Source organism: Roseovarius sp. MS2, from assembly GCF_051447875.1.
Taxonomy (GTDB): Bacteria; Pseudomonadota; Alphaproteobacteria; order Rhodobacterales; family Rhodobacteraceae; genus Roseovarius; species Roseovarius mucosus_A.
The window spans coordinates 3,426,253-3,449,520 of record NZ_JBKHVF010000001.1; the positions used below are offsets into that span (position 1 = coordinate 3,426,253).

Consider the following 23,268-nt stretch of genomic DNA (forward strand, 5'->3'; position numbering starts at 1 on the left):
TTGCCGACCTGCTCGATACGGCACATTGCGATAGAGCGCGCCGACGCACTCTGCTGGATCAAGCCCGCTCTGCTCAGCATAGGGCCAAGCGGAGAGGACAGTCCAGCGCGCGCCACCGGAGGTCTTGAGGGGTTGGGGGGATGACCTATACGCCGTCGACGACAAGGTCGTTCCGGTCTTCGATGCCCTTAGGGTTCCCGTCGCGCACAAGAAAGACGATGGTGGACGTCTAGGGCGAGGAATTCTGCGGCAAGCGCGAGTGTCAGTCCGCCGGGAAGAGGCCCGTGCGCTCGGAAATCGCATCAATGTCAGCCGAAAGCACCACTGTGACCACTGTCGCCTTGAGCCCGTCGATCACGGCGCGTGCTTGGGCGTCTGCGCCACCAGCGCCGCCTGACACCCAAATACGACAGAGCTAATCGTGAGTTGCAAAGGAAGACTCACGCTCTTTTTGTCGTGACTTTAGAAGTTCATTCTCTGGTGGCGGGTTCGGAAAGCCCAAAGCTTTCCAAGGGCCGTGCATCCTTCTGAAGATCAGCGACAGTGAGCGATTCGATCATCAGGATGTAGGTGGCGTAAAACCCGCCGAAGACGGCGCGCACCCGGCAGGTCTGTTCATCCGTGCAATCTTCGCAGCGCTGGTAAGCTTTGCGCGACAGGCAGGGCAGGGGGGCCATTGGCCCATCGATCAGACGCAGAACCTCGGCAAGCGATACACGCCTCGGCTCTTTGATCATCTCGTATCCGCCATTGCGACCTCGGCGACTGCCGATCAGACCGGCGCGCTTGAGATCCAGCAAGATATGCTCGAGAAAGCGCTTGGGCGCACCCGAGCGAGCCGCGATATCTTCGATGCGCAGGGCCACGCCTTCACCAGCCTTCTCGTCAGCAAGCACCATGAGTGCCTTGAGCGCATATTTGGTCTTATGAGTGATCATAGGCTGAATATGGCTCTCAAAACGGCGACTAACAAGGTCAAGATTATCAAGTTTAAAGCACAAGCGAGCGTGAATACAAAACACGATAAGGAGGATCGACATTGAGAAAAATTGTGGCCTGCTCGCACCGACTCATTTGCTGCGGCCATCTTGGAACAAAAGCAGGCGCGATGACATTCGACCGGATAGGCCTGAAAATCCTCGACATTTTGCAGCGGGATGCGACCGTGCCGGTCGCCCGTATCGCCGAGCAGGTCGGGCTGTCACAATCGCCTTGTTGGAAACGCATTGAGAAGCATGAGGGGGCTGGCGTGATCCGCGACGCAGGTGGGTTACGGGTCGATGGATCGATGCGCGAACGCCTTTGCCAACCAGATAAGCGCCCCAACGACAACGCCCCAGAACGCCCCGCTGATGCCAAAAAGCGTCATGCCGCTCGCTGCTATCAAAAACGTCAGCGCGGGGGCTTCCAACTGGGTCCGGTCACTGAATGCCGCTGACATCGACCCAACCAAAGCGGGAACAAGCGCAAGCCCAGCCACCGCCGTGATAAGGGCGAGCGGCGCAAGGCTGGCCAATGACGTTACAAGCGCTGCCGCAAATGCAAGCACGACATAGACGACGCCCGATGTGATCGCGGCCCAATAGCGCTTTGCCGGATCGCGGCCAGCATCCTCACCAGCCATCATCGCAGCGGTGATCGCTGACATATTGACGGGAATTGACCCGAACGGGGCAAACGCGAGGCTGACGATGCCGGTTTTCCGGATCAGGGGTTGGCGTTCTACCCGATAGCCGTTCAGTTCCAAGACCGCAAAGCCAGGGATGTTTTGCCCTGCCATCGTTACCAGATAAAGGGGCAGAGCGATGGAAAAGAACGATTGCACCGTGAAAATAGGGATGGTCGGTGTAAAGGCAGGAAGCCATGTTGTGTCGGCCTGCAGAGCGTCTGTTGAAGTCTCGACGCTGAAGTAAAGAACGGCAAGAAACGCAAGCACAGCAAACGGCATTGCGGCCAGCCTGTTCCATGTCAAACCCACCAGCCACGCCACGAGCACAGGCAGAACCAAAAGAGGAATGCTCCCAAGCGCAATCGCGGGGGCAAAACACAGTTTGAGCAGGACGCCCGCCAGCAATCCGTTGGCGATGGGTTTCGGGATGGCGGCGACGACCCGGCCAAGGGTTGGAATGAAGCCGGTCAACACAATCAACCCGGCTGCAAAAATCATTGCGCCGACAGCCTCACCAAAACCACCGGGCAAGGCGACCGTTGCTGCAAGGAACGCCGCGCCCGGCGTGGACCAGGCCACCGCAGCGGGAATTCGTGTCACGACAGGCAGCCAGATGCTGCAGATGCCCATGCCAACGGTCGCAAAAAAAAGCCCTGTGGTCGCCTGCGCAGCAGTTGCCCCCATCGCCGTCAATCCGGCCAACACGATGGCGAATGAGGCCGAGTATCCGACGAAAGCTGCAAGAATCCCCATTGAAAAGGCTGATACTGAAAGATCGCGGAACATGGACTGGAACCACCTTAGTTCGGGTTTTCAACACCATTATCGATCGCGGCAGTTTCTACCAGAGCGGTCATGCAAAAACGCAGGCGCGTGGGCAGCTTTGTTTGCAGGGCGTTCTATTCTTCGGGCATGCTACACCCGACTTTTAGGGCGGGTCGCGTCAGCGTCGTTTGCCTTGGGGTTTCGTGATCTTGTTGCCACGGGGGCCGGACTGGACGGGGGTATTGGTCAGGTTTTCCTGAGTCAGCTTGCGCCATCGGGCAAGGCGTGCCGGATCGAGTGTACCGTCGGCCGCCGCGCTTTGAACGGCGCAACCGGGTTCGTGATCATGGGTGCAATCCCGAAAACGACACCGAGCGGCAAGCTCGACAATTTCCGCGAACAGCGTGTTGAGCCCGGCCGCAGCATCGCGAACATGCAGCGTTCGCATTCCGGGCGTATCAATCACCCAGCCGCCACCGGCAATTGCATGAAGTGACCGCGACGTAGTTGTGTGACGCCCTTTGGCGTCGGCCTCGCGAATAGGGCCTGTCGGCTGTGCGTCCTCGGATGATTTGTTTGACAATGTATTGAGCAAGGTCGATTTGCCCACCCCAGACGATCCGACAAGCGCAACGGTCTGTCCGGGGCCGCACCAAGGTGCCAAGGTCAGGGCGGCCTCTGGCCCGGTCGCGTTCAACAGGACCACCTCCAACCCTTGTTGAAGCGTTTTGGCCTGCTGCAGGTAAGGGGCGGCATCTGCCGTCTGATCTATCTTCGTCAAGACAATCACCGGGGTCGCCCCAGCCTCATTCGCAAGCGCGAGATAGCGCTCCAGGCGCGCCAGATTGAAATCATCGTTGCAGGAGGTGACGATCAGCAACGTGTCGACATTCGCGGCAATCAGTTGTGTGGGCCGGCCGCCTTCGGTTTTTCGCTGTAACAGCATTCGCCTATCCAGCCGCCGCATCAGCAAGCGGGTCTCGGGGTTCACCAAAACCCAGTCGCCCACGGCAAAATCCGTCGTAAGGGACTGCGCGGAAAGCTCCAGCCGCACTGGGCCACGTTCGGAGATTGCTGTGACACGGTCCCGGTGAACAGTCGCAATACGCATGGGGGCAAGCTCTGCCTCGCCATCCTCTACCTGCTCGGAAAAGAACGTAAACCAGCCGAGCGCGGCCAATGAAACTGAGGGCTGATCTGATGAAATGCTCACATCCGCATGAATGGCGGCGGAATGGCGTTGTTGCAAGCATATCCTTCGGTTAAGCGCAGATATGACACTGCGAAACATCCGGTCGAACGCAGCTGTCGGCCAGCGCAAGCAACCGTTCAGATGGTTGCCTTTGGCGCGGCGTTGGACAAGGGTGCACGATCGACGCAAAGGGAGTTTGCGACATGATGATCTACGGCTTGCAGACTTGCGCACTCTGTCAGAAGGCCCGCAAAGCATTGGAGGCGGAAGGGCTGGATGTTTCTTTTCGTGATATCCGAGCCGAACCATTGAGCGAGGCGGAATTATCGGCGCTGATCGTAGAGTTCGGGGATCGGCTCGTGGATCGCAAATCGAATGATTACCGCGCGCTTAGTGATTGGTTGAAGAATTCAGAGGCCGAGGCACAGATCGCAGCGCAGCCCAAGGTCATGGCGCGGCCGGTGATTCAGGACGGGGACACGTTCTACTTGGGTTGGGACGAGACCGTGCAGAACGCGGTGCTTGAAGGCCGCTGATTTCTCAACCTGAGCTACGAAAGCGACTGACCAGACCGAAGCGCCACGCCGCGGCAAAGCCCGTTCGTGCCTAGCATCGGGTCAAGACCGATTGACTGGCACCTAGGCCAAGAAGGGTCAGCGGAACGCTCTGACTCTCAAATGTCGTCGACCACCGCACAAAGATGATAGCCGCTCGCGCATGTCACCTTGGCAAATGAAATCCAGCACCTTTTGCCCTGAGCAACGCTTACCTCGCCAATAGCGGAGCGATTTGCCCTGCAATACGCGCCGATCCTTTCTGTGACGGATGAAGCCGATCCCCGGCAAAAAGTGAACGGTCGTCAGGAAGAAACACGTCATCCAAGTCTACCAGCGTCACGCCCGCGTCAGCATGCGCCATTCGTCCCAGTCTTTGCTCCAGAACCTGATAGGGCGCTTCACATGTGGTGCCTGCATAGCGTGGCGCAGTATAGTAATCTGCCCAGATCACCTGTGATCCCCGCGCCCGCAAGTTGGCCACGAGGTCTGGGATTGCACCCTGTTTGCCATCTTCGGAGATCAGCCGATCCAGCACAGGCCCGCAGCTTGAGCAGGTGCAGCCCGTGCTCAGATCGTTGGCACCGCCGTTCAGCACCACCCATTCGGCCCTCAATCCTTCAAGCTGCGTTGGAATATTCCAGGCACTCCACCCGCCCGCGACCTGTGCCAGTGAAAGTGACACATCGCCGACCGGCTCTCCGAGACGTGCTTGCAGACCATCTGCAACCGAGGCCCCGGCGGATCGATTCCACGCCATAACAGAATCCCCCGCCACCACGATGCGCGCAGTCTCTGGAATGCCGCGTCCACAGGCGGCAAGAAGGCTTAAGGCCACAACGATCACGTATTTCATGACAGGTGAAGTAAGCCACGCAGGCCCATGCTCAAGGCAGGTCGACCGCATCCGGTGAATTCTAGGGTGATCAGCACGGCTTGTCCCGCCGCTTTAGGGTCACAGCCCACATTAATTCCCATCGCGCAACGTTGCGGTCTGGGGCCTGAGGTGTCTGATGCGCCCCTTGGTGGCAAGGGCCACAAAGGCGCGTTTGGGGCTGCCTTTTCCTGCATCTTGTGAAGATGTTACGACTTGGAAACCAAATGTGACAATCGGGGCAACATGTTGCCGATTGTCTCTGTCGGCATTTTTGGCCGGGTTCTTGGCTCAGCCGTCCTCATGTAGCGCATAGGATTTCCATAACGCAACCCGCGAAGTCACTGAGGGGCGATGCGCGGCACCTGATCGGTCAAGTCGCCCCAGGTTGGCGATCCAAATCTAACGGGCCGCTGCGGTTTGACCGAACTATTCTGGCGCATCTTCGTGTGGCGCGCTGCTGAATTCCCCGAGTTTAAGAAAGGATGATATGTGTAAGTAATTAAAAGATAAAAGATGAATGCCATTCAAGGTTGCCTGCCCAAAATTCATCAATCGCTCACGCGCGCGAGGGTAGAGGGCGACCTATCAAAAGCTGATGATCTGCATCGGCTTGCCGGGTGGAGGCGTAACAATAGGGGCTCTGTTCTAACGCCGCTCTGCACTATGCCGCAACCCGGGCGTTTGATTTGTGTAAAGGGGGCGGGAACGGGCTACGCTCTGGCATTGCAGACTGTGCCAAGTGGTGTCTCGGGGGGTGCCTTGGCTGCGGGCCAAGTCCTTGACCTGAAACGCCAGCTTGTGCCATCAGACCCTCAAATGCCATATACTTGGTATGACAGAGGGCAAACCGACCAGAGTCGGAAACGAAACAAGGAAAATTGGGATGCAGGCGACAGGCAGTTCGCACAGTCTCGCGTTGCGGCGCGGCGACTTCACGACGTTGATCGAGGCGCTCGACTATGCCGCCAAGGGCGACACGGGTGTCAATTTCTACAACGCGCGCGGCGAGCTTTATGCAACCTCCACCTATGCCGATTTGCAGGTCGAGGTTGTCGATCTCGCGCGGCGTCTTTTGGGACTGGGCCTTGAGCCGGGCGCGCGGGTGGGCCTTGTGGCCGAAACCTCGCCGCATTTCGTGCGCTTCTTCTGGGCCTGTCAATATGCCGGGCTGGTGCCCGTGCCACTGCCGGCCACGATGCATATCGGGGGCCATGCAGGCTATGTCGCGCAACTGCGCGGCTTGATCGAGAATTGCGGCGCAGCGGTGGCCATGGCCCCTGTTGAATGGATGAGCTTTCTGGAAGAGGCGACAACGGGCCTGACACTGAGCTTTGTCGGCACGCCCGAGGATTTTGATCGTCTGACGCCCTCGACCGCGACATTGCCAACAGTGGCCCCGGACAGCATCGCCTATCTCCAGTATACCTCTGGCAGCACGCGGTTTCCGCGCGGTGTGGTTATCGACCACACCACGGTGCTGGCCAATATCAACGATATGGCGACCCATGGCCTCAAGATGACCGAGCAGGACCGCTTTGGATCTTGGTTGCCGTTCTATCATGATATGGGCCTGGTTGCCTTTATCATGATGCCGATGGCGACCCAACGCTCGGTCGATTTCCTTGGCACGCAGGATTTTGCGATGCGGCCGCGCAAATGGCTGGAAATGATGTCCGGCAACCGCACCACGATCACTTCTGGCCCGCCTTTTGGCTATGACCTTGCCGCGATGCGGGTGCGCCCAAGCGATGCCGAGCAATGGGATCTGAGCGCGCTGCGCGTCGCTTGCGTGGGGGCAGAGATGATCAATCCTGAACCGCTTAAGCGCTTTGCCGAGGCGCTGGCCCCCTCGGGGTTCAAATCCACCGCATTCTTGCCCTGCTATGGCATGGCCGAATGTTCGCTGGGCATCAGCTTTGCCGGGCTCGATGAAGAGTTGCAGATTGACTATGTCGATGCCGAACAGATGCAGGAAGACAGCATCGCCACGCCGCTCGATCCGGAAGAGGCGCAGAAATCCAAGCGCCGCGTCGCGCGCTATGTGGATTGTGGCGCGTTGCTGCCCACGTTCGAGATTGCGATCCGCGATGAGCATGGCAACGATCTGCCCGAGCGTCAGGCCGGTGTGATCCACCTGCGCGGCCCCAGCGTCATGAGCCACTATTTTCAGGAAGAGGCGATCACACGCGAATGCCTGAGCGAAGATGGCTGGCTCGATACCGGCGACATCGGCTACTTGGCCAATGGGCGGCTCTTTGTCACCGGACGGCGCAAGGATATGATCATCATCCACGGGCGCAACATCTGGCCCGAGGATCTGGAATATCTGGCCAAGACGCAACCGGGCGTGAACTATACCGATGCCGCCGCTTTCTCGGTGCCTTCGGATGTGGATCAACAGGAAACCGCGGTTCTGGTGGTGCAATGCCGCGAGCGCGACGAGATCAAGCGTGCGCGTCTGGTCAAGACCATCGCGTCGCTGGTGTGCTCGGAATTCGGGATTGATGTTGTGGTCGAACTGGTGCCGACCCGCACCTTGCCCCGCACCTCCTCGGGCAAGCTGGCACGGGCGCGGGCGCGGCTTGATTATCTCGGGCGGCGTCAGGCGGCCAAGATGCAGCATCAGCCGGAACCGGCCAATAGCCTGCCCATGGACGAGGCGATGCCGCAGGTCCGTTACATCGCATGACCGGCCCGGTGGCCGTCACGGGCGCCTCCGGCTTTGTCGGGCGCGCCCTGATCGGACAATTGCTGGACGCCGAACGCCCTATTCGGGCGCTTGTGCACCGTCAGGGGCTTGGGATCACCCATCCCTTGCTCGAAACCGTGACGGGTGGCCTGTCGGACAAGGCCGCACTTGCCAAGCTGATGGCGGGTGCACAGGCCGTCGTTCATGTGGCGGGGCAGGTGCGCGGACGCGATCTGGCGGATTTTCTGGGGGTCAACGCCGATGGTGTGACCCATGTTGCAGAGGCCGCGCAGGCATCTGGCGTACGCCGCGTGATCCTGATTTCCTCGCTCGCGGCGCGTGCGCCGCATCTCTCGCCCTATGCCGCAAGCAAGCGCGCGGGCGAAGAGCGGCTGGCCAAGGTGGCCATTGGTGCGGGGTTCACATCGGCCATATTGCGCCCGCCCGCGATCTACGGCCCCGAGGACCGCGAACTTGTGCCGCTCTTTCAGACGATGGCGCGGGGCATCGTGCCGCTGCCGGGTGTGGCCGGTGCGCGGGCCTCGCTCTTGCATGTCGATGACCTTGCGCGCGCAATTGTCAAACTTCTGGACAGCGCCGCAGAGGCTACCTATGAACTCGACGACGGGCACGGGGCGGGCTACAGCTGGGACGAGATCGCGACCATTGTCGAAGAGGTTGCGGGGCGCGGGCGCGGCTGGCGCGTGAAACTTCCGGGCGGCCTGTTGCGAGCGGTGGCCACGGGCAATCTGTTGGCCTCGCGGCTTTTGGGGTACAGTCCGATGCTGACACCCGGCAAGGTCAACGAACTGCGCCACCCTGACTGGGTGTGCGACAACACCGAAATCAGCCGCGACACCGGATGGCTGCCGCTGATTTCTCTGGAGAACGGGCTATCCTCGATCTTGCGCGGGACGCCGTTGAAATCTGATAGGGGCATCACCAATGTCACATGACACCCAAGACCTTGAACAGGAAATCCTCGACGTGCTGTTCGAACGCCTGTCGAAATTCCCGGTGAAATCCGGCGCATTGTCTGCGGACACCAGCCTTGTCGCCGATATGAACCTCGATTCCGTCAATATGATGGAATTGCTGATGGAGGTTGAGGACACCTTTGATGTCAGCTTTCCTCTCAACATGATGGCCAATGTCGATACGGTGCAGAACCTTGCCGATCAGATCAAACTGCTTGTGGAGAAAAAATCATGAGCATTTCAGACCGTTTTGCCGAACTGGCGCATCTGCGTGACGCTTTGGGTGCCGAAGAGGCCGACCCGACCCGGATTGTGATGGAGCGCATCCTGTCCTCTACCGAGGCGATGATTGGCAACCGTCCGACAATCCTTGTCGGAACGAATAACTATCTCGGGCTGACCTTTGATCCAGCAGTGCTAGAGGCCGCAAGCGCCGCGCTGCATGAGCAGGGCAGCGGCACGACGGGATCGCGCATGGCCAATGGCAGCTTTGCCTGCCATGCGGCACTAGAGCGTGCCTTTGCAGATTTTTACGGCGTGCCCTCGGCGATGGTGTTCTCGACCGGCTATCAGACCAATCTGGGCCTCTTGATGGGCATCCTGCGCCCCGGTGACAAGGTCGTGCTGGATAGCCATAGCCACGCCTGCATCTATGACGGGTGCCGCATCAGCGGGGCCGATTTCCTTGCCTTCCGCCACAATGATCCAGAGGATCTGCGCAAGCGTTTGCGGCGTCTGGGGGACGAGGCCAAAGGCGCGCTGGTGATCGCCGAAGGGCTCTACAGCATGTTGGGCGATACTGCCCCGCTGGCGGAACTCTGCGCCATCGCCAAGGAATATGGCGCGTGGTTCATGGTCGATGAGGCGCATTCCTTTGGCGTCTACGGCGAACGCGGTTTGGGCCTCTGCGAAGAGGCGGGCATTCTCGATCAGGTGGATTTCATCACCGGCACCTTCTCCAAAAGCCTCGCCTCGCTGGGCGGCTTCTGCGTAAGCCGTCATCCTGAATTGCAATTGCTGCGCTATGGCAGTCGGCCCTATATCTTTACCGCCTCGCCCAGCCCGGCCAGCATCGGTGCCGCCGCCGCAGCCCTAGAGGCAGTACGCACGCGGCCCGAACTGAAGGCCAATCTTTGGGCCAATGCCACCCGTCTGCACGACGGGCTGAGTGCGGCAGGCTATGAATTGGCCGCGCCCGTTTCCCCGGTCATCGCGGTGCGGGTGCCCTCACGTGAAGAGGGCGCGCGGATCTGGAATGCGCTGATGGAGCATGGTGTCTATGTCAACCTCGTGCTGCCGCCCGCCGCGCCCGAAGGGGCAGCGCTTTTGCGGTGTAGCCTGAGTGCGGCCCATAGCTTTGACCAGATTGACGCCATCATCGCCGCATTCAAGACCGTGGCACCCGAGGCGGCCACCCGCGCCGCCCAGAGCACGGCAGCGCAGTAAATCGGCGGGCCGGGTCATGCCCGGCGCGCCCAACCGTGGGCGGACATCTGAGACATGACAGGGCAGGGGCGATCCGACCCAGAGACAGGCGCTGGCATCACGCTGGCGCATCTGTCGGACCCGCATCTGCCGCTGACGGGGCCGGTGCCGTGGCATAGCGTGCTGAACAAGCGGGCGCTGAGCCTTTTGTCATGGCACCGCAAGCGCCGCCATCATCACCGGCCAGAAATCCTCGCGATGCTGATCGCCGATATGCGCGGCCATGCCCCTGACCAAATTGCGGTCACGGGGGATCTGACCAATCTTGGTCTGGAAAGCGAGTATCGCGCCGCGCGCCGCTGGCTTGAAAGCCTAGGAAGGCCGGAGCGCGTCATGGTCATCCCTGGCAACCACGAGGCCCTCATTCGGGGCGCATGGGATGCGGGGGCGGCGCAGTGGCTGCCCTATTGGCAGGGCGATGCGGCACCCGTAACGGCGGATGTGTCCGACGCCTTTCCATATATGCGGCGGCGGGGGATGCTGGCCCTGATCGGCGTTTCAAGTGCTGTGGCCACCCCGCCGGCCTTTGCCAGCGGCGCGGTCGGTCCGGCGCAATTGGCGCGGCTGGCACCTATGTTGCGCAAGGCGCGTGATGCGGGCCTCTGCCGGGTGCTGATGATCCATCACCCGCCGCTCGATGGCACGGTATCGGCGCGCAAGGCCCTGCGCGACGCAGCGGCGTTTCGTGCCGTGCTGCAGGCGGAAGGCGTGGAATTGGTGCTGCATGGCCATAGCCACCGCCACCATCACCAGACACTTGAAACCCGCGATGGGCCAGCCCCGGTTATTGGCGTGCCGTCGGCCTCATCGCTTTATCCCGAGGCGGCCGCCTATCACGTCTATCATATCCGGCCCACCGCCGCGGGCTGGGAGATTGACGTTACGGCACGGCACGCGACACGTGAGCAAGAGATGGCGACCGGGCGCTGCACCCGGTTGACACTGGCGCGCGCCCATGCAGCATGCGCGCCGTGATGACACCGCTGAAACCAAATGCGGCACGCGCCAAGGGCGCAGCCGCCAAGACAAGAGACCGGCTCACCAGAGGCGCAAACTGTCCTGCAAGACCATGAAAGACCTTCCATGCGCCTGATGCTGAACCTGTTCCGCGCCTATCCGATGGCCAGTTTCCTCATGGTGCTGGCGCTGTTCTTTTCGGGTCTGGCCGAAGGCTTGGGCCTGTCCGCCATGTTGCCGATGCTCAAGATCGTGCTCAACACCGATCCATCCGGCACGATGGCAGAGCCGCCGGGGCAGATGGAACAGATGGTGCTTGATGTGCTCGCATGGGCCGGAATTCCCGTGACACTCGGGGCGCTGCTGACCCTGATCGTGGTGGCGGCCACGTTCAAAGCGGTGCTGCTTTTGATCGCACAACGGCAGGTGGGCTATACCGCTGCCCGTGTTGCGACCGATCTCCGCCTGCAGATCTTGCGCAACATGATGCGCAGCCGCTGGCATTTCTTCCTGCATCAACCGGCGGGCAAGCTGGCCAATACGCTGGCCACCGAGGCGCAGCGCGCGGCGGATGCCTATATGAATGGCGCAACGGCGCTGACCTTTTTCATTCAGGCGCTGGTCTATACCTCGGTTGCGGTGGTGATTTCGTGGAAAGCAACCTTGCTCAGCCTGATCGGCGGCATCGTCATCATCGGCCTGTCGCATTTTCTGGTGCGGATCACCCGCAAGGCCGGCCAGAAACAAACCGATCTTATGGTCTCGCTGATGTCGCATCTGACCGATACGCTGCAATCGGTGAAACCGCTCAAGGCGATGGCCCGCGAACATCTGGCGGATGAGCTGCTCAAGCACGAGACCAACCGTCTCAACAAGGCGCTGCGCCGTCAGGTTCTGGCCAGTGCTGCGCTCAACTCTGGCCAGGATCTGATGTTCATCATGGTCATCGCCTTTGGTGTCTATCTGGCGCTCGGCATTCTTTCGATGGATTTCGCCATTGTGCTGATGCTGGCAGTGACGCTGGGGCGCGGATATAATTTTCTGGGCAAGGTTCAGAAGCAATATCAGAAAATGATGCAGAGCGAGAGCGCCTATTGGTCGCTGATCGACACCAATCGCCGCGCCGAAGAAGAACAAGAGCATCTGGGCGGCCATGCCACCCCGGCGCTGACCAAGGGGATCGCCCTGCGCGATATCGCGTTTTCCTATGACGGCAACACGGTGCTCTCCGGCTTTGATCTTGATATTCCCGCGCATCAGATGACGACACTGGTCGGCCCCTCGGGGTCGGGCAAAACGACGATCATTGATCTGGTGATCGGTCTGTTGCGGCCGGACACGGGCCAGATCACGATTGATGACCGTCCGTTCGAGGAAATCGACCTCAAGGCGTGGCGTCGCATGGTGGGCTATGTGCCGCAGGAAACGGTGCTGCTGCATGACAGCGTCTTGCACAACGTATCCTTGGGGGATCCGCAGATTTCCGAGGCTCGGGTAGAGGCGGCGTTGAAACAGGCCGGAGCCTGGGATTTCGTGCAGGACCTGCCCGACGGTATCCATACCCTCGTGGGCGAGCGCGGCGGGCGGCTTTCAGGGGGCCAGCGTCAGCGGGTCGCCATTGCCCGCGCGCTGATCAACGCGCCGCAGCTTCTGATCCTCGACGAGGCGACCAGCGCTCTTGACCCCGAAAGCGAGGCCGCCATCATCGAAACGCTGCGCGGCCTGCGTGAACAGCTTACAATCCTTGCCATCACACATAACAGCAGCCTGTCGGATGCCGCCGATGTCGTCCACCGGCTAGAGCCTGCGGCGGCGCCAAAGGTCGCGACGGACGAGGCTTAGCTACGACACATCAAGGCGTTGATCCGGTCCAGTGCACGCGCCATGTCAGTGGGCGGGGGCGTGTCTGAGGCGGGGCGCACAGGCTCTCCCAGCCATGTCATGCGGCCCGAGCGCGCAAGCCGCAGGTGCATCTGGCTGATGTCGCGCGACAGATGTTTCCAGCCCCAACGCATCAAGGCGCGGTAGGCCAGTGCACCAAGGCTAAGATCAGGGCGGTCAGGATCGTGGCGCGCGAGCGCGCGTGCCTGCGCACGCTCTCCGATCGCCACCAGCGCATCGTGCCGCATGCTCAGCGTGCCCGCGCCCAGATCGAACATATGCACGGGCTTGCCCGTCGCATAGGCCTCAGACAACATCGAGATACTGTCAGCAGTGACAATGATCTCATCCGCGATGGCCAGAAACCCAAGATAGGGGTTTTCCGGGTCATTGGGCCGAAAACGATAAAGCTGCATCGGCACATCGGTTTGCGCGGCAAAGGCAGCGATGGCCTCAGGCGGCGTGCGGGCGCTGGAACTGATAAGAAGCGATGCGCCCCGCGCCTGTGCCAGCGCCATCGTATCGCGCAAGAGCCGCGCAGAGGCGCGCGCGCCAAACGCATAGGGGCCGCTCGGGCCGCCGATATTCAGCGTAAGATAAGGCCGGGGCAGATGCGCCAATTTGGGGGCCCAGTGCGCGCGCGCCGTCTCCAGCCGTTCGGGCGTCAGCGGATGAAGGGGCAAGGCGTTGCGCAACACATTGGGTCGGTCGGGCACGCGGTATTGTGGCGTGGTGATGACCAGATCAAAATGTGCAGGATCGGCCCAAAGCCGCCCCAAAAACACCAGCCGCGTGCGCCCGCCCGATTGATCCTTGATCCAGCGCGCGACAGGCTCGTTGCGCATGCCCATGGAAATCACCAGATCGGGCCAAGGGGCGCTCAGCGGATCAGAGGCGGGCAGGTCTACCCCCGCAAATCGCGTCCGCGAAAGAGCGTGGTGCGGATTTCCTTTTTGCGATAGCGCAGGGTTTTGATCTCATAAGGCCAGCCCAGCCCCTGTGCCAGCGCGCGCACTTGGGTTTTCTCGCCAGAGCGGTAGGCATCCAGCACCCAGACGCGTGGGGTCACGTTGGCCTCAGGCATCCGGGGCCTTTGGGGCGCTATCGCGGGTCTTGAACCAGCGACGTTTCATGCAGATCCATTCGCCGGGATAGTCCCTGATCCAATCTTCAAAAATCAGGTTCAGACGATGTGTCATGTCAAGGATACGCTCTTTGCGCGGCAGATCGGGATCGGCTGGGGCAAGGGGGGCCAACACCTCGATCCGAAAGCGGGCGTTGGGCAGGCGCACGGCGCGTATCGGCACCAGCGGATAGCCGCGCTGTGCCAACAAGGCGGGCAGGGTGCTGGTGGGCGTGGGCGTGCCGAAAAAGGGCACCATCTCGCCTTGATCAACGCGGGTGTCAAAGGCGGCACCAACCGACCGACCGGCTGCCAACTCATGCAAAAGTTCCCGCGCGCCCCCCGCACTTGGCACCAAGGGGCCACCGAACGCCCGACGCAGCGAAAGAAAAAAACCGTGCAGCCACGGGTTTGGCTCGGGCGTATAGATCACCGAAATCGTCAACTCTCGCTCGCGCCCAATCAGGTTGCAGAGCTGCCAAGCGCTGACATGGGCGGTGGCAAAGACAATCGCCTCTTTGCGCGCGATGATCTCCTCTGCCTCGGGATGGACGGAAAACTCTAGGTGCCGCGTGCGGTTCTGCCAAAGTCGTTCGAGCAGGAAAAGTTCCGCAGCCGCACGTCCGGTAGACCGGAAAATATCGCGCATCACCGCGTCGCGTGCGGTGTCACTCGCCTCGGGCAGCACATGCGAAAGATTGCGCCCGACCGTGCGGCGCTTTTGCGCGTTGAGATAGCCCAGCCACCCCAGAGCGCGTGCAAAAAGCCCTGAGGCCACAGAAAATGGCAGCAGCCGCGCAAACCCGAGCATCAGATAGAACACGCCCGCCTCAACCATCCAAGCCGGGGTCTGAACCCACGGAAACCGTGCGATCAGCCCCTTGGGCGTGAGGAAAAATTTTGCCATGGCGGATATCCGTTCCCGGACTTGTGGCGCGGATAAGACCCGCGCCTAGGTGCGGTCGGACCGTTCCGGCTTGGTCGGGTAGGTGCGAAAGATCAGATCCCACAGCGGCGAGCTGACACCATAGCGCCCGGCATCATCCGAAAAATGGTGCCGCATATGGTAATGCTTGAGGAATTTCAGCGCCGGGTGCCGCATCGGGAAATGGTGCGTGGCATAGTGGATGTAGTCATAGACCAGATAGCCGATGATGAAGAACCCGGTGAACGGCTCGGCCCAGGGGTAGGGCAGGACCGTGTAGAACATGAGATAGAGCACGGCGATGATGGGAAGCGCGCCCGCGGGCGGCATCAGCAGGCGCGTTTTGTCCTGTGGCGTATCGTGATGCACGCCATGAAAAAGATAGATGAACCGGCGGCCCATGTCGGTCTTGGGCTCAAAGTGAAAGAGGTAGCGATGCAGCAGGTATTCCGCCAGCGTCCATGTAACAAGGCCCGCAACCCCGATCATCGCCATGCCGCCCCAGCCGATGCCATGCACCATCACAGCGCGGGCAATCAACCAGATGGCCACCGGACCCCAGACCAGCAAGGGCACGATGGGATGCACATGGCTCAACTTTTCAAGAAGCGGGTTCTCGAACAGGCGAACCGACTCGTCGACGCGATGCGTGCGACTGGGTTGATGACTTGTCATTTTGGGCACTCCTGATCTGCGCCGACTTATGCGTCTTCATATATGTCGGTTTTAGCCCGAAGAATAGAAGACGGCCAGATTTTGCTCGTGCAAAGCCAATCTCCGGGCTTTGCCGTTATCCATTGCTCGAACTTCTCGTTGATCTGACGGGCAAGGTCAACGGTCTGATTGTCGCGGTCCATCGTGGGGTCACTGGGCACCAAGGGCGGATAGAACCGCACGCGAAAGCGCGCACCGGGCAGCCGTTCGGCCTGCACGGGAACCAAAGGCACGCCAAACCGCAACGCCAGCCGCGCGGGCAAGAGCGAGGATTCCTTGTCTTCATCGAAAAACGGAATCGGTTTGCCGCCCTCGACGCGCCGATCCGTCAGCATGATTGGCGACCTCCCGGACTTAAGCGCATCAACAAAGGCGCGCAAACCCTCGTTGCGCGACACCAATTCGCAGCCCAGCATGCCCCGATATTGCAGCATCGTGCGGTCAAGCCACGGGTTTGTCAGCGGGGCGTACATCGCACAGGGGCGCACACCCAAACGCGCGATGGCGGTGGCCATCATTTCCCAGTTTGCCAGATGCGCCGACACGAAAACCGCCGGTTTGGTCGGATCAGAATAGGCGGGAATCTGCTCAAGCACTTCGATTTCCAGAGTGTCGCGCTTTGGATTGCAGAGCTTGGCCAGATTTGGATATTCGCCCAGCACCGCGCCAGCATTGGCCCAGACCTGATTGGCCAGATTGTCGATCTCAGCCGGCGACCTGTCAGGCAGGGACATTGTAAGGTTGGCGCGCACATGCTGGTTGCGCCGGCCAAAGATCCTGCCAAACATCTGCCCCAGACGCGCCCCAAGCGCAGAGGCCCATGTCACGGGCATCAAACGGAAAAGCGACATGACCGAGGCCAAGACCACATAGTCGATGAACCACAGCACATTGCGCGCAACGCGGTTATTGAACAGCTTGTCGCGATGGGCATTGGCGAGAATGAATTTGGCCAAGGAGGACTCGACTTCTTCTGATGCAGTGTGGATACTTGTACCGTTAATTGAGGCAAGGTGCCGGAATTGCAAGCAGTTTCCATGGTTGGTTCCGCCGCTCTGGCATGCGCGCCACGCAGGGCTGCGCGCCGCCTTGCCCGCATCATCGCAAGAAAGGCCCAAGATGTCGCCAACACAGCCTGAGGGCGCTCAAATTCGGCTGGTCGAGGCCGTAAATGGCGCGGCGGTCCGGGACTTCCTGCATCTGCCAGAGCGGATCTATGCCGATGATCCGGCTTGGGTGGCCCCACTGATCTTTGAGCAAAAGCAGCGCGTGTTCGAGAATGCGCCGCTCTTTGCCCATTGCGAGGTTGCCCGTTGGGTGGCCTACCGCGACGGCGTGCCCGTGGGCCGCATCACGGCGCAGCTTGATACGCTTCAACCCGAGGCCGAAGAGGGGGGCAAGATCGGCTATTTCGGGATGCTTGAGGCGGTGGATGACAGCGCCGTGTTCGATGCGCTTTTTGGCGCGGCCGAGGCGTGGCTGCGCGATAGGGGCGCGGCCCATCTGCGCGGGCCTTACAACCTTTCGATCAATGAGGATCTTGGCCTTTTGGTTGAGAATTTCGACGATCCGCCCTTCGTGATGATGGGCCACGCGCGGCCCTATTATCAAAGACAGATCGAGGATCGCGGTTTTGCCACGATCAAGGATCTGCTGACTTACAAGGTTCGCCCCGATTTCGTCGCCCCCGAGGTGATGACGAAACTGGCCCAACGTGCCAGCCGCACCGTCACCATCCGCCCCCTCAACAGCAAGGGCAAGGCGGCGGATTACGAGGCGATGCGCGATATCTTCAACGATGCCTGGTCGGACAATTGGGGCTTTGTGCCCTTTACGCGCGAAGAATTCGCCGAAACCGCCAAGGTTCTGTCGTTCCTTCTGTCGGATGATTTCATCCAATTCGCCGAGATTGACGGACGCCCCGTGGCCTTTATCACCGCCTTTCCCAATCTCAACGAATTGATCGGCGATCTGCGCGGGCGGCTTTTGCCTTTTGGTTGGGCCAAGCTCTTGTGGCGGCTTAAGGTGCGGGGGCCGACCAGCGCGCGGGTGGCGCTGATGGGGGTGCGCAAGGAATACCAGAATTCCCGCCTTGGGCCGACGTTGGCGTTTTTGGTGATCGACGCGGTGCGCAAGGCGATGCAGCAACGAAACGTCACTTCGGTCGAGATGGGCTGGATACTCGAGGATAATCATGGCATGCGGCATATCATCGAGGCCATCGGCAGCACGATCTACAAGCGCTATCGCGTCTATCAGAAACCCCTGTAGCGCGACCGAAGGCCAGACCAAGGCACTGAGAAAGTGAGACCGTGACAGATTTTGCTTCCGTAATCCTTGCGGGCGAACGGGATGACCGCGACGCCCTGCGCGACGAAACCGGTGTGGCGTGCAAGGCGTTGCTCGATATCGGCGGCACGCCGATGATCCGCCGCGTGATTGACGCGCTGCGCTCTGCGCAGTCGATTGGCACGATCCATCTTAGTGGCCCGACCGAGGCCTGTGTTCAAAGCGATGCCGGGCTGGCGGGGTTGGTGGCACGCAAAGAGGTCGCTTGGGTTGCCTCTGGCCCATCCCCCAGCACCAGCGCGCATCAGATGCTCAGCCGCTTTCCCGCCAGTCAGCCGGTCATGATCACGACTGCCGATCATCCGCTTTTGACGGGTGAAATCGTTGATCATTTCTGCCGGGGCGCAGCAAAGAGTGGCTGCGACGTGGTGATTGGTCTGGCCCCCTATGATTTGGTGCGTGCGACCTACCCTGAATTGAAAAAGACCGTCTTGCGGTTCCGCGATGGCGGTTATTGCGGCTGCAACCTCTTTGGCTTTCTGACCGAGGACGGGCGCCGGGTGGCGGATTTCTGGCGGCAGGTCGAGAAAGACCGCAAAAAGCCGCTGGTGGTGATCCGGCTCTTGGGGCTGTGGTCGCTCTTGAGCTATCGCATGGGCTGGCTCACGCTGGACAAGGCGTTGGCGCGCCTGTCACGCCGGGTGGGCGTGCGCATCGGTGTGGTCATCCTGCCCTATGCCCATGCCTCGGTCGATGTGGATTCCGTGTCGGATTACGTGCTGGTGCAGCAATATAGCGCCGAGGGGCGCGGCGGGGCGTAGGGGTGATTTTATAGTTCAGGCGTTGGCCCCAACCGTCCCGCGCGGCTCATCGCGAGGGGTTTACCCTCTCACCCCTCGTTATACCCAAACACCGGGTCCAGCTTGTCCTCAACCAGCGCATCGACCACCTCTACCTCTTCGGGCGTGAAATAATCGCGATAGCCGCCGACCTTGCCGCGCCGCACCTTGAACGAGTCGGGGTTGCTCTCATCCCCCGGCTTGACGCGCTGACCGCTGCCGCGCATGCCCTCATTCGACGCCTCACGCTTTTTCATGTTTTCATAGGCAGCATAGTCTTTGGCCGCCTCGATATGCGCCGGGTCAGGATCAATGCCGGTAAAGCTGACGACCTGTCGCAGCACCTCGGCCGGATCACGGCGTAAATCCTCGTACCGCACCACCAACACATCCTCGCCCAAGCTGGGCAAGGACCGCGCCCAAGCATTGAACGCCGCGACAATGCGCGGGATGCCGCAATCGGGATTGCGCACAAAGTCATAGATCGCCACCTCGCTGCCATGGGCGGGATAGGCGTTCAGGGCCTTCTTGCGCGGGCGCATGCGATAGCTCCACTGGAAATACTGCGAGACCGCCACATCCCGTGGATCGCGCACCAAGAGCACCAGCTTCTTACCGCGATACTGGGCCAGATCGTCACCATGGTTGAAATGATCGCGGATGTAATTGTTGTGGCTAAACAAAACCTTGGGCGCGGCTGGGTTCAGAGCGTGGAAATTGTCGAATTCCAGCATGTACTCGGTCTCAAGCCCGTAATGCAGCTGATAGAACCGCGACAGCATCACGCGAAACCAAGTGCGCCCACTTTTGCCCCAAGACACCAGCGCCCAATCGGCCTCTTGCAGCTTGGCATTCTCCTGACGCCCGCGCAGGCGGCGTTCCAGCGCGATTTTCTGGCCCTTGGGCAGAAAGAACAGGGCAGAGAGAATGAGGTGACGCGCGGCCACGTCCCGGATCTCGCGATAGGATAAATTGGTCATGTTGGGCATTCTGGTCAGGGATCGGGGTTTCTTGCGGTCCTCATAGAGGGTATCGCTCGGTCTTTGTATGGGTAATTTTGACCCGTGTCGCATCCGGCGTGATTCCGCGCCATCGCGCAACAACAAGGGAGAGGCCTGTGCAGTCCAGCACCACATCGCAAGAGCCAAAGGTCTGGTGTCTCTTGGGGCGCAAAGCGGGCGATAACACGCAGGTCTTGGCCTTGGCCCATGCGCTTGGCTGGCCGATGGAGGAAAAGTTGATCCTCGCGCGTGGTTGGGAACTTGTACCGCATCTCCTGTTGCGGGTCACGCTCTTGGGGATCGATCAACATGCATCCAGCCCACTGACCGCGCCTTGGCCCGATCTGGTGATCAGCGCTGGCCGCCGCAACGAGCCGGTGGCGCGTTGGATCAAGCGGCAATCGGGGGGGCGCACAAAGCTGGTGCATCTGGGCCGCCCTTGGGCACCGGTTGAGAGCTATGATCTGATCGTCAGCACGCCGCAGTATTTCCTGACGCCCGGTCCCATGGTCCTGATCAATCCTCTGCCTTTGCACCAATTCACACGTGCTGGCGTGGATCAAGCCGCGACGGCGGCAGCCACGGCACTGGCCCATATGCCACGCCCCTATACGACCGTGCTGATTGGCGGGGACAGTGGGCCGTTTGTCTTTACCCCAGACAAGGGGCGGCTTTTGGCACGAGGGGTGAATCGCCTGATCCGCCAGACCGGTGGCACCGCATTGGTCAGCGGCAGCCCCCGTACCCCGCCCGCTGTGGCCGAGGCGATCAACGCCGCCCTTGATGTGCCGGCCCAGTGCTATTGGTGGCACAATCGCGACAAGGCCGCGCCCAATCCCTATTCGGCCTATCTAGGCCTTGCGGATCGCTTTGTGGTGACCGGCGAGAGCATGTCGATGCTGGCTGAGGCCGCAAGCCTTGGTCGCCCGCTCTATATCTTTGATCCCGGTGATGCGTCGGGGTCTTGGTGGTCGCATGCGCATAACTTGCGTCCAAAACCGCTGAGCCACGCGCTTGCCATGCGATTTGCCCCGCGCCGGATGCGCCGCGATGTGTCGCGCATCCAGCAGGCACTGGTGGAGGCGGGGCAGGCCCGCTGGTTAGAGGACGCGCCAGAGTTGATAGCCACAGGCGAGACTTGGGCAAAGAAAATGCGCCCCGACCCATCGGTCGGAGCGCATGTTGCGGCGGAACGTATCCGCGCGCTGTTTTGAACGCCTAAGCGCTTAGGCGGCCTTGGCCAGATTGCCGGTGCTCAGCGGATGCGCCGGTGCGGGCGGCAGGCTGGGCACGCGCGCGATCACGTCCAACGCATCGTGGCGCACGTGGTTGTCTTTCATCTCCTGACGCAGGAACTCTTCCGTCAGCTTGCCTTGCTCGACGCATTCCTTGACCAGACCCCAAAAGAAATTCTCTTGGTTCTTGTCGGGATGCTCTTTGTAGTTGCCCATCAGGCCGTATTCGCCAAAAATCTTGCGGCGCAGACGCAGCACCCATGCGGCTGGCGGGAACAGGCGGAAGCGCTCTGCGGGGCGCCAATCCACCGGCAGGCCCGTTTTCCACGGCTGGGTTTTGCGGCGGGTGGTGTGCAGCATTTTGGTGTCTGTGGTGAACTTGTCGAAATCGTTCCACTCGTTTTCGATGAACTCCAGCGTGGTGGGGTCCTCGTTGCGCAGACCGATCCAGCGGGAATAGTCGTGGTCGCCATCGAACATGGCGTTGAACTGTTCCTCAACCTTCCAATGCTTGAGCTTTGCGCAATCGAGCAGCATCACAGAGCTGGCATAGGCCTTGTCGATCAGGCCCTTGGTGCCCGAACGCATACGCGCCATCACGGCTTTGCCCTTCATGTCGCGGTTCAGCAGTTCCCAGATATCGGCGCAGGCGAATACGTCGGGGTCGATGACCACGGCGCGGCCCTCATAGCCCATCAACTCGGGCGGCATAAAGCGAGTGGGGGTAAAGGATTGCAGATCCTCGTTCAACCAAACCCGCTTCACGCCGTCGCGCATATATTCCTGACCTTCACGGGCAAGGAAGAAGGGGTAATCGCGGCTGTTGACGATATGCACCTCGAACTTGTCATTGTTGGTGGAGTAGCGACGCAGCGCGTGTTCCGCGACGATGGCGCCGACAATCTGCTTGTGGTTCGTCTGGATGAATACAGCGTGTTTCATGATGAGTGATCCGCAACCTCGGTTTTTTGTTCTGAGCGGCTCTATACAGGAGAATTTGCAGAGACGCCATGTCCAGAAACACAATTAAAACTGTCATGTATTGATCTGGATCAGAGAATAGCCCCAATCTTACACGTTTGTAACTGAACCTGATCGCGATACGCGGGTTCTCGCCCATCGCACCAGCGTTAGCGGAACACACCCCGTCGATAAAGCTGCCGCATAAAGCCCCAGATATGGATCAGCGGGCGGCGGCGCACCTTGTCGGGGATTTCGACCACTTGGCCGGAATGGCGCGAGAGTTTCCACGCAAGGTAATCAAGGCCGCCTTCAAAGGTGAACAGCCCCTTGATGAGCCGCGCCACCGATAGCGCCTTGCCCTGCACCCGGCGCAGCGCCCAGAGGATGGGTGCAAGGCGGCGTGCGCGGGGCGATGCAGCGCTGCGATACCTCAGCGCGCCCTCCGCCCCTCGCTCAAGCTGCAAGACATCCGCCATACGCGGCAAGAGCGCCTGCGTCATCGCCGTGAAGAAGCTCCGCCCATGCCCCGCCAACTCTGCCGCGCGGCCCTGCTTTTCGGCACGCAATTCCGTGGCATAGCTCAGCGCCAGTGCGCCCTGCCAAAGCGCCTCAACCGACCCCTCGTTTGGCAAGGCGGGCAGGGCGCGGCGCAAGAGCGTTTCGCCTGCACGCAAAAATGCGGCGTGCAGGCGCGTTTCCACATCCTGTGATTGACACCAGATTGGTTTGACCGGCTGTGCAAACCGCCCCCAGAGATAGGATTGAAACCAGCCGGGGCCGGTGCCGCGTTCAAACTGCCGCAGGCTGAGGACCGCGTATTTGCAGCGCACCGTGTCAGAGCCCAGAGGCGCCTCCAAGTAATAGACATTGGGCGGCAAGAGCCGACCGCCCAACCGCAGCCAGAGGCGTGGTTCGGCCTTGGGCGTGCTCTCGACCAGCACATAGAAATCGACCAGCCCATCCAGCAGATTGGCGCTGCGCAGGCACGATCCATACAGGATCACCGCCTGCAACCCATCGCCAAACCGCGCGGTCAACGCCGTCATCAGCGCGCGCAATTCCGCAGAGCTGTCTAAGGTCGGGCCGTCCGGGGTGGGATACTGCGCGCCGGTCATGGATCTGTGCTGCCTTGC

The 23,268-nt window shown here is 60.7% G+C and carries 22 protein-coding genes and 2 pseudogenes; 11 read left to right on the forward strand and 13 right to left on the reverse strand.

Annotated features, from left to right (window positions below; translation table 11 throughout):
• Positions 1–18 precede the first annotated feature (18 nt).
• Together ACLGGT_RS16755 and ACLGGT_RS16760 are read right to left on the reverse strand one after the other, a co-directional pair.
• A pseudogene (locus ACLGGT_RS16755) lies at positions 19–385 on the reverse strand (sulfate transporter subunit); the annotation flags it as partial.
• A gap of 85 nt (positions 386–470) precedes the next feature.
• Positions 471–938: an RrF2 family transcriptional regulator gene (locus ACLGGT_RS16760; RefSeq protein WP_151979854.1), complete on the reverse strand. Its 468-nt coding sequence runs from the start codon at positions 936–938 to the stop codon at positions 471–473.
• Positions 939–1,108: 170 nt separating this feature from the next.
• Between ACLGGT_RS16760 and ACLGGT_RS16765 the strand changes: the two are divergent.
• A pseudogene (locus tag ACLGGT_RS16765) lies at positions 1,109–1,246 on the forward strand (Lrp/AsnC family transcriptional regulator); the annotation flags it as partial.
• 24 nt (positions 1,247–1,270) lie between these two features.
• Here the strand turns inward: ACLGGT_RS16765 and ACLGGT_RS16770 are convergent.
• Together ACLGGT_RS16770 and rsgA are read right to left on the reverse strand one after the other, a co-directional pair.
• Positions 1,271–2,455 carry a benzoate/H(+) symporter BenE family transporter gene (locus ACLGGT_RS16770; protein ID WP_437196950.1) on the reverse strand — a complete coding sequence of 395 codons (1,185 nt, stop codon included), beginning with the start codon at positions 2,453–2,455 and terminating at the stop codon, positions 1,271–1,273.
• A gap of 157 nt (positions 2,456–2,612) precedes the next feature.
• Positions 2,613–3,683 (reverse strand): ribosome small subunit-dependent GTPase A, encoded by a 1,071-nt coding sequence (rsgA, locus tag ACLGGT_RS16775; protein ID WP_375553646.1) that lies wholly within the window; start codon positions 3,681–3,683, stop codon positions 2,613–2,615.
• A 146-nt stretch (positions 3,684–3,829) separates the two neighbouring features.
• Here rsgA and ACLGGT_RS16780 point away from each other — a divergent pair, with 146 nt between their 5' ends.
• Positions 3,830–4,162: an arsenate reductase family protein gene (locus tag ACLGGT_RS16780; protein ID WP_375553645.1), complete on the forward strand. Its 333-nt coding sequence runs from the start codon at positions 3,830–3,832 to the stop codon at positions 4,160–4,162.
• Between the two features lie 229 nt (positions 4,163–4,391).
• Here the strand turns inward: ACLGGT_RS16780 and ACLGGT_RS16785 are convergent, their stop codons facing one another.
• Complete coding sequence (locus ACLGGT_RS16785) at positions 4,392–5,087, reverse strand: SGNH/GDSL hydrolase family protein (RefSeq protein WP_437196951.1); 696 nt, start codon at positions 5,085–5,087, stop codon at positions 4,392–4,394.
• Positions 5,088–5,940: 853 nt separating this feature from the next.
• On the opposite strand from ACLGGT_RS16785, the gene ACLGGT_RS16790 reads away from it, so the two are divergent.
• From ACLGGT_RS16790 to ACLGGT_RS16815, 6 genes are all read left to right on the forward strand, one after another.
• A complete protein-coding gene (locus ACLGGT_RS16790) occupies positions 5,941–7,746 on the forward strand; it encodes a fatty acyl-AMP ligase (RefSeq protein WP_437196952.1) in 1,806 nt (601 codons plus the stop codon).
• The gene (locus tag ACLGGT_RS16795) at positions 7,743–8,702 is read left to right on the forward strand and encodes an NAD-dependent epimerase/dehydratase family protein (protein ID WP_437196953.1); all 960 of its coding nucleotides are present in this window, start codon (positions 7,743–7,745) and stop codon (positions 8,700–8,702) included. Before ACLGGT_RS16790 ends, ACLGGT_RS16795 begins: the two co-directional genes overlap by 4 nt.
• A complete protein-coding gene (locus ACLGGT_RS16800) occupies positions 8,692–8,958 on the forward strand; it encodes an acyl carrier protein (protein ID WP_008280864.1) in 267 nt (88 codons plus the stop codon). The genes ACLGGT_RS16795 and ACLGGT_RS16800 overlap by 11 nt, the downstream gene beginning before the upstream one ends.
• The gene (spt, locus tag ACLGGT_RS16805) at positions 8,955–10,169 is read left to right on the forward strand and encodes a serine palmitoyltransferase (protein ID WP_081506110.1); all 1,215 of its coding nucleotides are present in this window, start codon (positions 8,955–8,957) and stop codon (positions 10,167–10,169) included. The genes ACLGGT_RS16800 and spt overlap by 4 nt, the downstream gene beginning before the upstream one ends.
• A gap of 54 nt (positions 10,170–10,223) precedes the next feature.
• Entirely contained in the window at positions 10,224–11,183 is a 960-nt protein-coding gene (locus ACLGGT_RS16810; protein ID WP_437196955.1) for a metallophosphoesterase family protein, read from the forward strand.
• A 108-nt stretch (positions 11,184–11,291) separates the two neighbouring features.
• Positions 11,292–13,007: an ABC transporter ATP-binding protein gene (locus tag ACLGGT_RS16815; RefSeq protein WP_437196956.1), complete on the forward strand. Its 1,716-nt coding sequence runs from the start codon at positions 11,292–11,294 to the stop codon at positions 13,005–13,007.
• Here the strand turns inward: ACLGGT_RS16815 and ACLGGT_RS16820 are convergent.
• From ACLGGT_RS16820 to ACLGGT_RS16840, 5 genes are read right to left on the reverse strand one after another with little or no spacing between them, the layout of a single operon-like run.
• Complete coding sequence (locus ACLGGT_RS16820; protein WP_437196957.1) at positions 13,004–13,897, reverse strand: ELM1/GtrOC1 family putative glycosyltransferase; 894 nt, start codon at positions 13,895–13,897, stop codon at positions 13,004–13,006. The two genes, ACLGGT_RS16815 and ACLGGT_RS16820, sit on opposite strands and share 4 nt — an antisense overlap.
• A 53-nt stretch (positions 13,898–13,950) precedes the next feature.
• Positions 13,951–14,130 carry a hypothetical protein gene (locus ACLGGT_RS16825; RefSeq protein ID WP_437196959.1) on the reverse strand — a complete coding sequence of 60 codons (180 nt, stop codon included), beginning with the start codon at positions 14,128–14,130 and terminating at the stop codon, positions 13,951–13,953.
• Positions 14,123–15,076 carry a lysophospholipid acyltransferase family protein gene (locus ACLGGT_RS16830; protein ID WP_437196960.1) on the reverse strand — a complete coding sequence of 318 codons (954 nt, stop codon included), beginning with the start codon at positions 15,074–15,076 and terminating at the stop codon, positions 14,123–14,125. Before ACLGGT_RS16830 ends, ACLGGT_RS16825 begins: the two co-directional genes overlap by 8 nt.
• 45 nt (positions 15,077–15,121) lie before the next feature.
• Positions 15,122–15,769 (reverse strand): sterol desaturase family protein, encoded by a 648-nt coding sequence (locus ACLGGT_RS16835; protein ID WP_008280871.1) that lies wholly within the window; start codon positions 15,767–15,769, stop codon positions 15,122–15,124.
• A 26-nt stretch (positions 15,770–15,795) separates the two neighbouring features.
• Positions 15,796–16,764: a lysophospholipid acyltransferase family protein gene (locus ACLGGT_RS16840; protein ID WP_008280872.1), complete on the reverse strand. Its 969-nt coding sequence runs from the start codon at positions 16,762–16,764 to the stop codon at positions 15,796–15,798.
• Positions 16,765–16,927: 163 nt separating this feature from the next.
• On the opposite strand from ACLGGT_RS16840, the gene ACLGGT_RS16845 reads away from it, so the two are divergent.
• Complete coding sequence (locus ACLGGT_RS16845) at positions 16,928–18,079, forward strand: N-acetyltransferase (protein ID WP_437196961.1); 1,152 nt, start codon at positions 16,928–16,930, stop codon at positions 18,077–18,079.
• 41 nt (positions 18,080–18,120) lie between these two features.
• The gene (locus ACLGGT_RS16850; protein WP_081506116.1) at positions 18,121–18,918 is read left to right on the forward strand and encodes a nucleotidyltransferase family protein; all 798 of its coding nucleotides are present in this window, start codon (positions 18,121–18,123) and stop codon (positions 18,916–18,918) included.
• Positions 18,919–18,986: 68 nt separating this feature from the next.
• On the opposite strand, the gene ACLGGT_RS16855 is transcribed toward ACLGGT_RS16850, so the two are convergent.
• Positions 18,987–19,916 (reverse strand): sulfotransferase domain-containing protein, encoded by a 930-nt coding sequence (locus tag ACLGGT_RS16855; protein WP_437196962.1) that lies wholly within the window; start codon positions 19,914–19,916, stop codon positions 18,987–18,989.
• A 137-nt stretch (positions 19,917–20,053) separates the two neighbouring features.
• Here ACLGGT_RS16855 and ACLGGT_RS16860 point away from each other — a divergent pair, with 137 nt between their 5' ends.
• Positions 20,054–21,151, forward strand: a complete 1,098-nt coding sequence (locus ACLGGT_RS16860) for a mitochondrial fission ELM1 family protein (RefSeq protein WP_437196963.1) — start codon at positions 20,054–20,056, stop codon at positions 21,149–21,151.
• Positions 21,152–21,163: 12 nt separating this feature from the next.
• Here the strand turns inward: ACLGGT_RS16860 and ACLGGT_RS16865 are convergent, their stop codons facing one another.
• Entirely contained in the window at positions 21,164–22,114 is a 951-nt protein-coding gene (locus ACLGGT_RS16865) for a hypothetical protein (RefSeq protein WP_008280877.1), read from the reverse strand.
• A 188-nt stretch (positions 22,115–22,302) separates the two neighbouring features.
• Complete coding sequence (locus ACLGGT_RS16870; protein ID WP_437196964.1) at positions 22,303–23,250, reverse strand: hypothetical protein; 948 nt, start codon at positions 23,248–23,250, stop codon at positions 22,303–22,305.
• Between the last annotated feature and the right edge of the window lie 18 nt (positions 23,251–23,268).

Coding starts and splice junctions, on each gene's coding strand:
- ACLGGT_RS16760 (WP_151979854.1), bottom strand. CDS start 938: ATGATCACTCATAAGACCAAATATGCGCTCAAGGCACTCATGGTGCTT.
- ACLGGT_RS16770 (WP_437196950.1), bottom strand. CDS start 2,455: ATGTTCCGCGATCTTTCAGTATCAGCCTTTTCAATGGGGATTCTTGCA.
- ACLGGT_RS16780 (WP_375553645.1), top strand. CDS start 3,830: ATGATGATCTACGGCTTGCAGACTTGCGCACTCTGTCAGAAGGCCCGC.
- ACLGGT_RS16785 (WP_437196951.1), bottom strand. CDS start 5,087: ATGCGGTCGACCTGCCTTGAGCATGGGCCTGCGTGGCTTACTTCACCT.
- ACLGGT_RS16790 (WP_437196952.1), top strand. CDS start 5,941: ATGCAGGCGACAGGCAGTTCGCACAGTCTCGCGTTGCGGCGCGGCGAC.
- ACLGGT_RS16795 (WP_437196953.1), top strand. CDS start 7,743: ATGACCGGCCCGGTGGCCGTCACGGGCGCCTCCGGCTTTGTCGGGCGC.
- ACLGGT_RS16800 (WP_008280864.1), top strand. CDS start 8,692: ATGTCACATGACACCCAAGACCTTGAACAGGAAATCCTCGACGTGCTG.
- spt (WP_081506110.1), top strand. CDS start 8,955: ATGAGCATTTCAGACCGTTTTGCCGAACTGGCGCATCTGCGTGACGCT.
- ACLGGT_RS16810 (WP_437196955.1), top strand. CDS start 10,224: ATGACAGGGCAGGGGCGATCCGACCCAGAGACAGGCGCTGGCATCACG.
- ACLGGT_RS16815 (WP_437196956.1), top strand. CDS start 11,292: ATGCGCCTGATGCTGAACCTGTTCCGCGCCTATCCGATGGCCAGTTTC.
- ACLGGT_RS16820 (WP_437196957.1), bottom strand. CDS start 13,897: ATGGGCATGCGCAACGAGCCTGTCGCGCGCTGGATCAAGGATCAATCG.
- ACLGGT_RS16825 (WP_437196959.1), bottom strand. CDS start 14,130: ATGCCTGAGGCCAACGTGACCCCACGCGTCTGGGTGCTGGATGCCTAC.
- ACLGGT_RS16830 (WP_437196960.1), bottom strand. CDS start 15,076: ATGGCAAAATTTTTCCTCACGCCCAAGGGGCTGATCGCACGGTTTCCG.
- ACLGGT_RS16835 (WP_008280871.1), bottom strand. CDS start 15,769: ATGACAAGTCATCAACCCAGTCGCACGCATCGCGTCGACGAGTCGGTT.
- ACLGGT_RS16845 (WP_437196961.1), top strand. CDS start 16,928: ATGTCGCCAACACAGCCTGAGGGCGCTCAAATTCGGCTGGTCGAGGCC.
- ACLGGT_RS16855 (WP_437196962.1), bottom strand. CDS start 19,916: ATGACCAATTTATCCTATCGCGAGATCCGGGACGTGGCCGCGCGTCAC.
- ACLGGT_RS16865 (WP_008280877.1), bottom strand. CDS start 22,114: ATGAAACACGCTGTATTCATCCAGACGAACCACAAGCAGATTGTCGGC.
- ACLGGT_RS16870 (WP_437196964.1), bottom strand. CDS start 23,250: ATGACCGGCGCGCAGTATCCCACCCCGGACGGCCCGACCTTAGACAGC.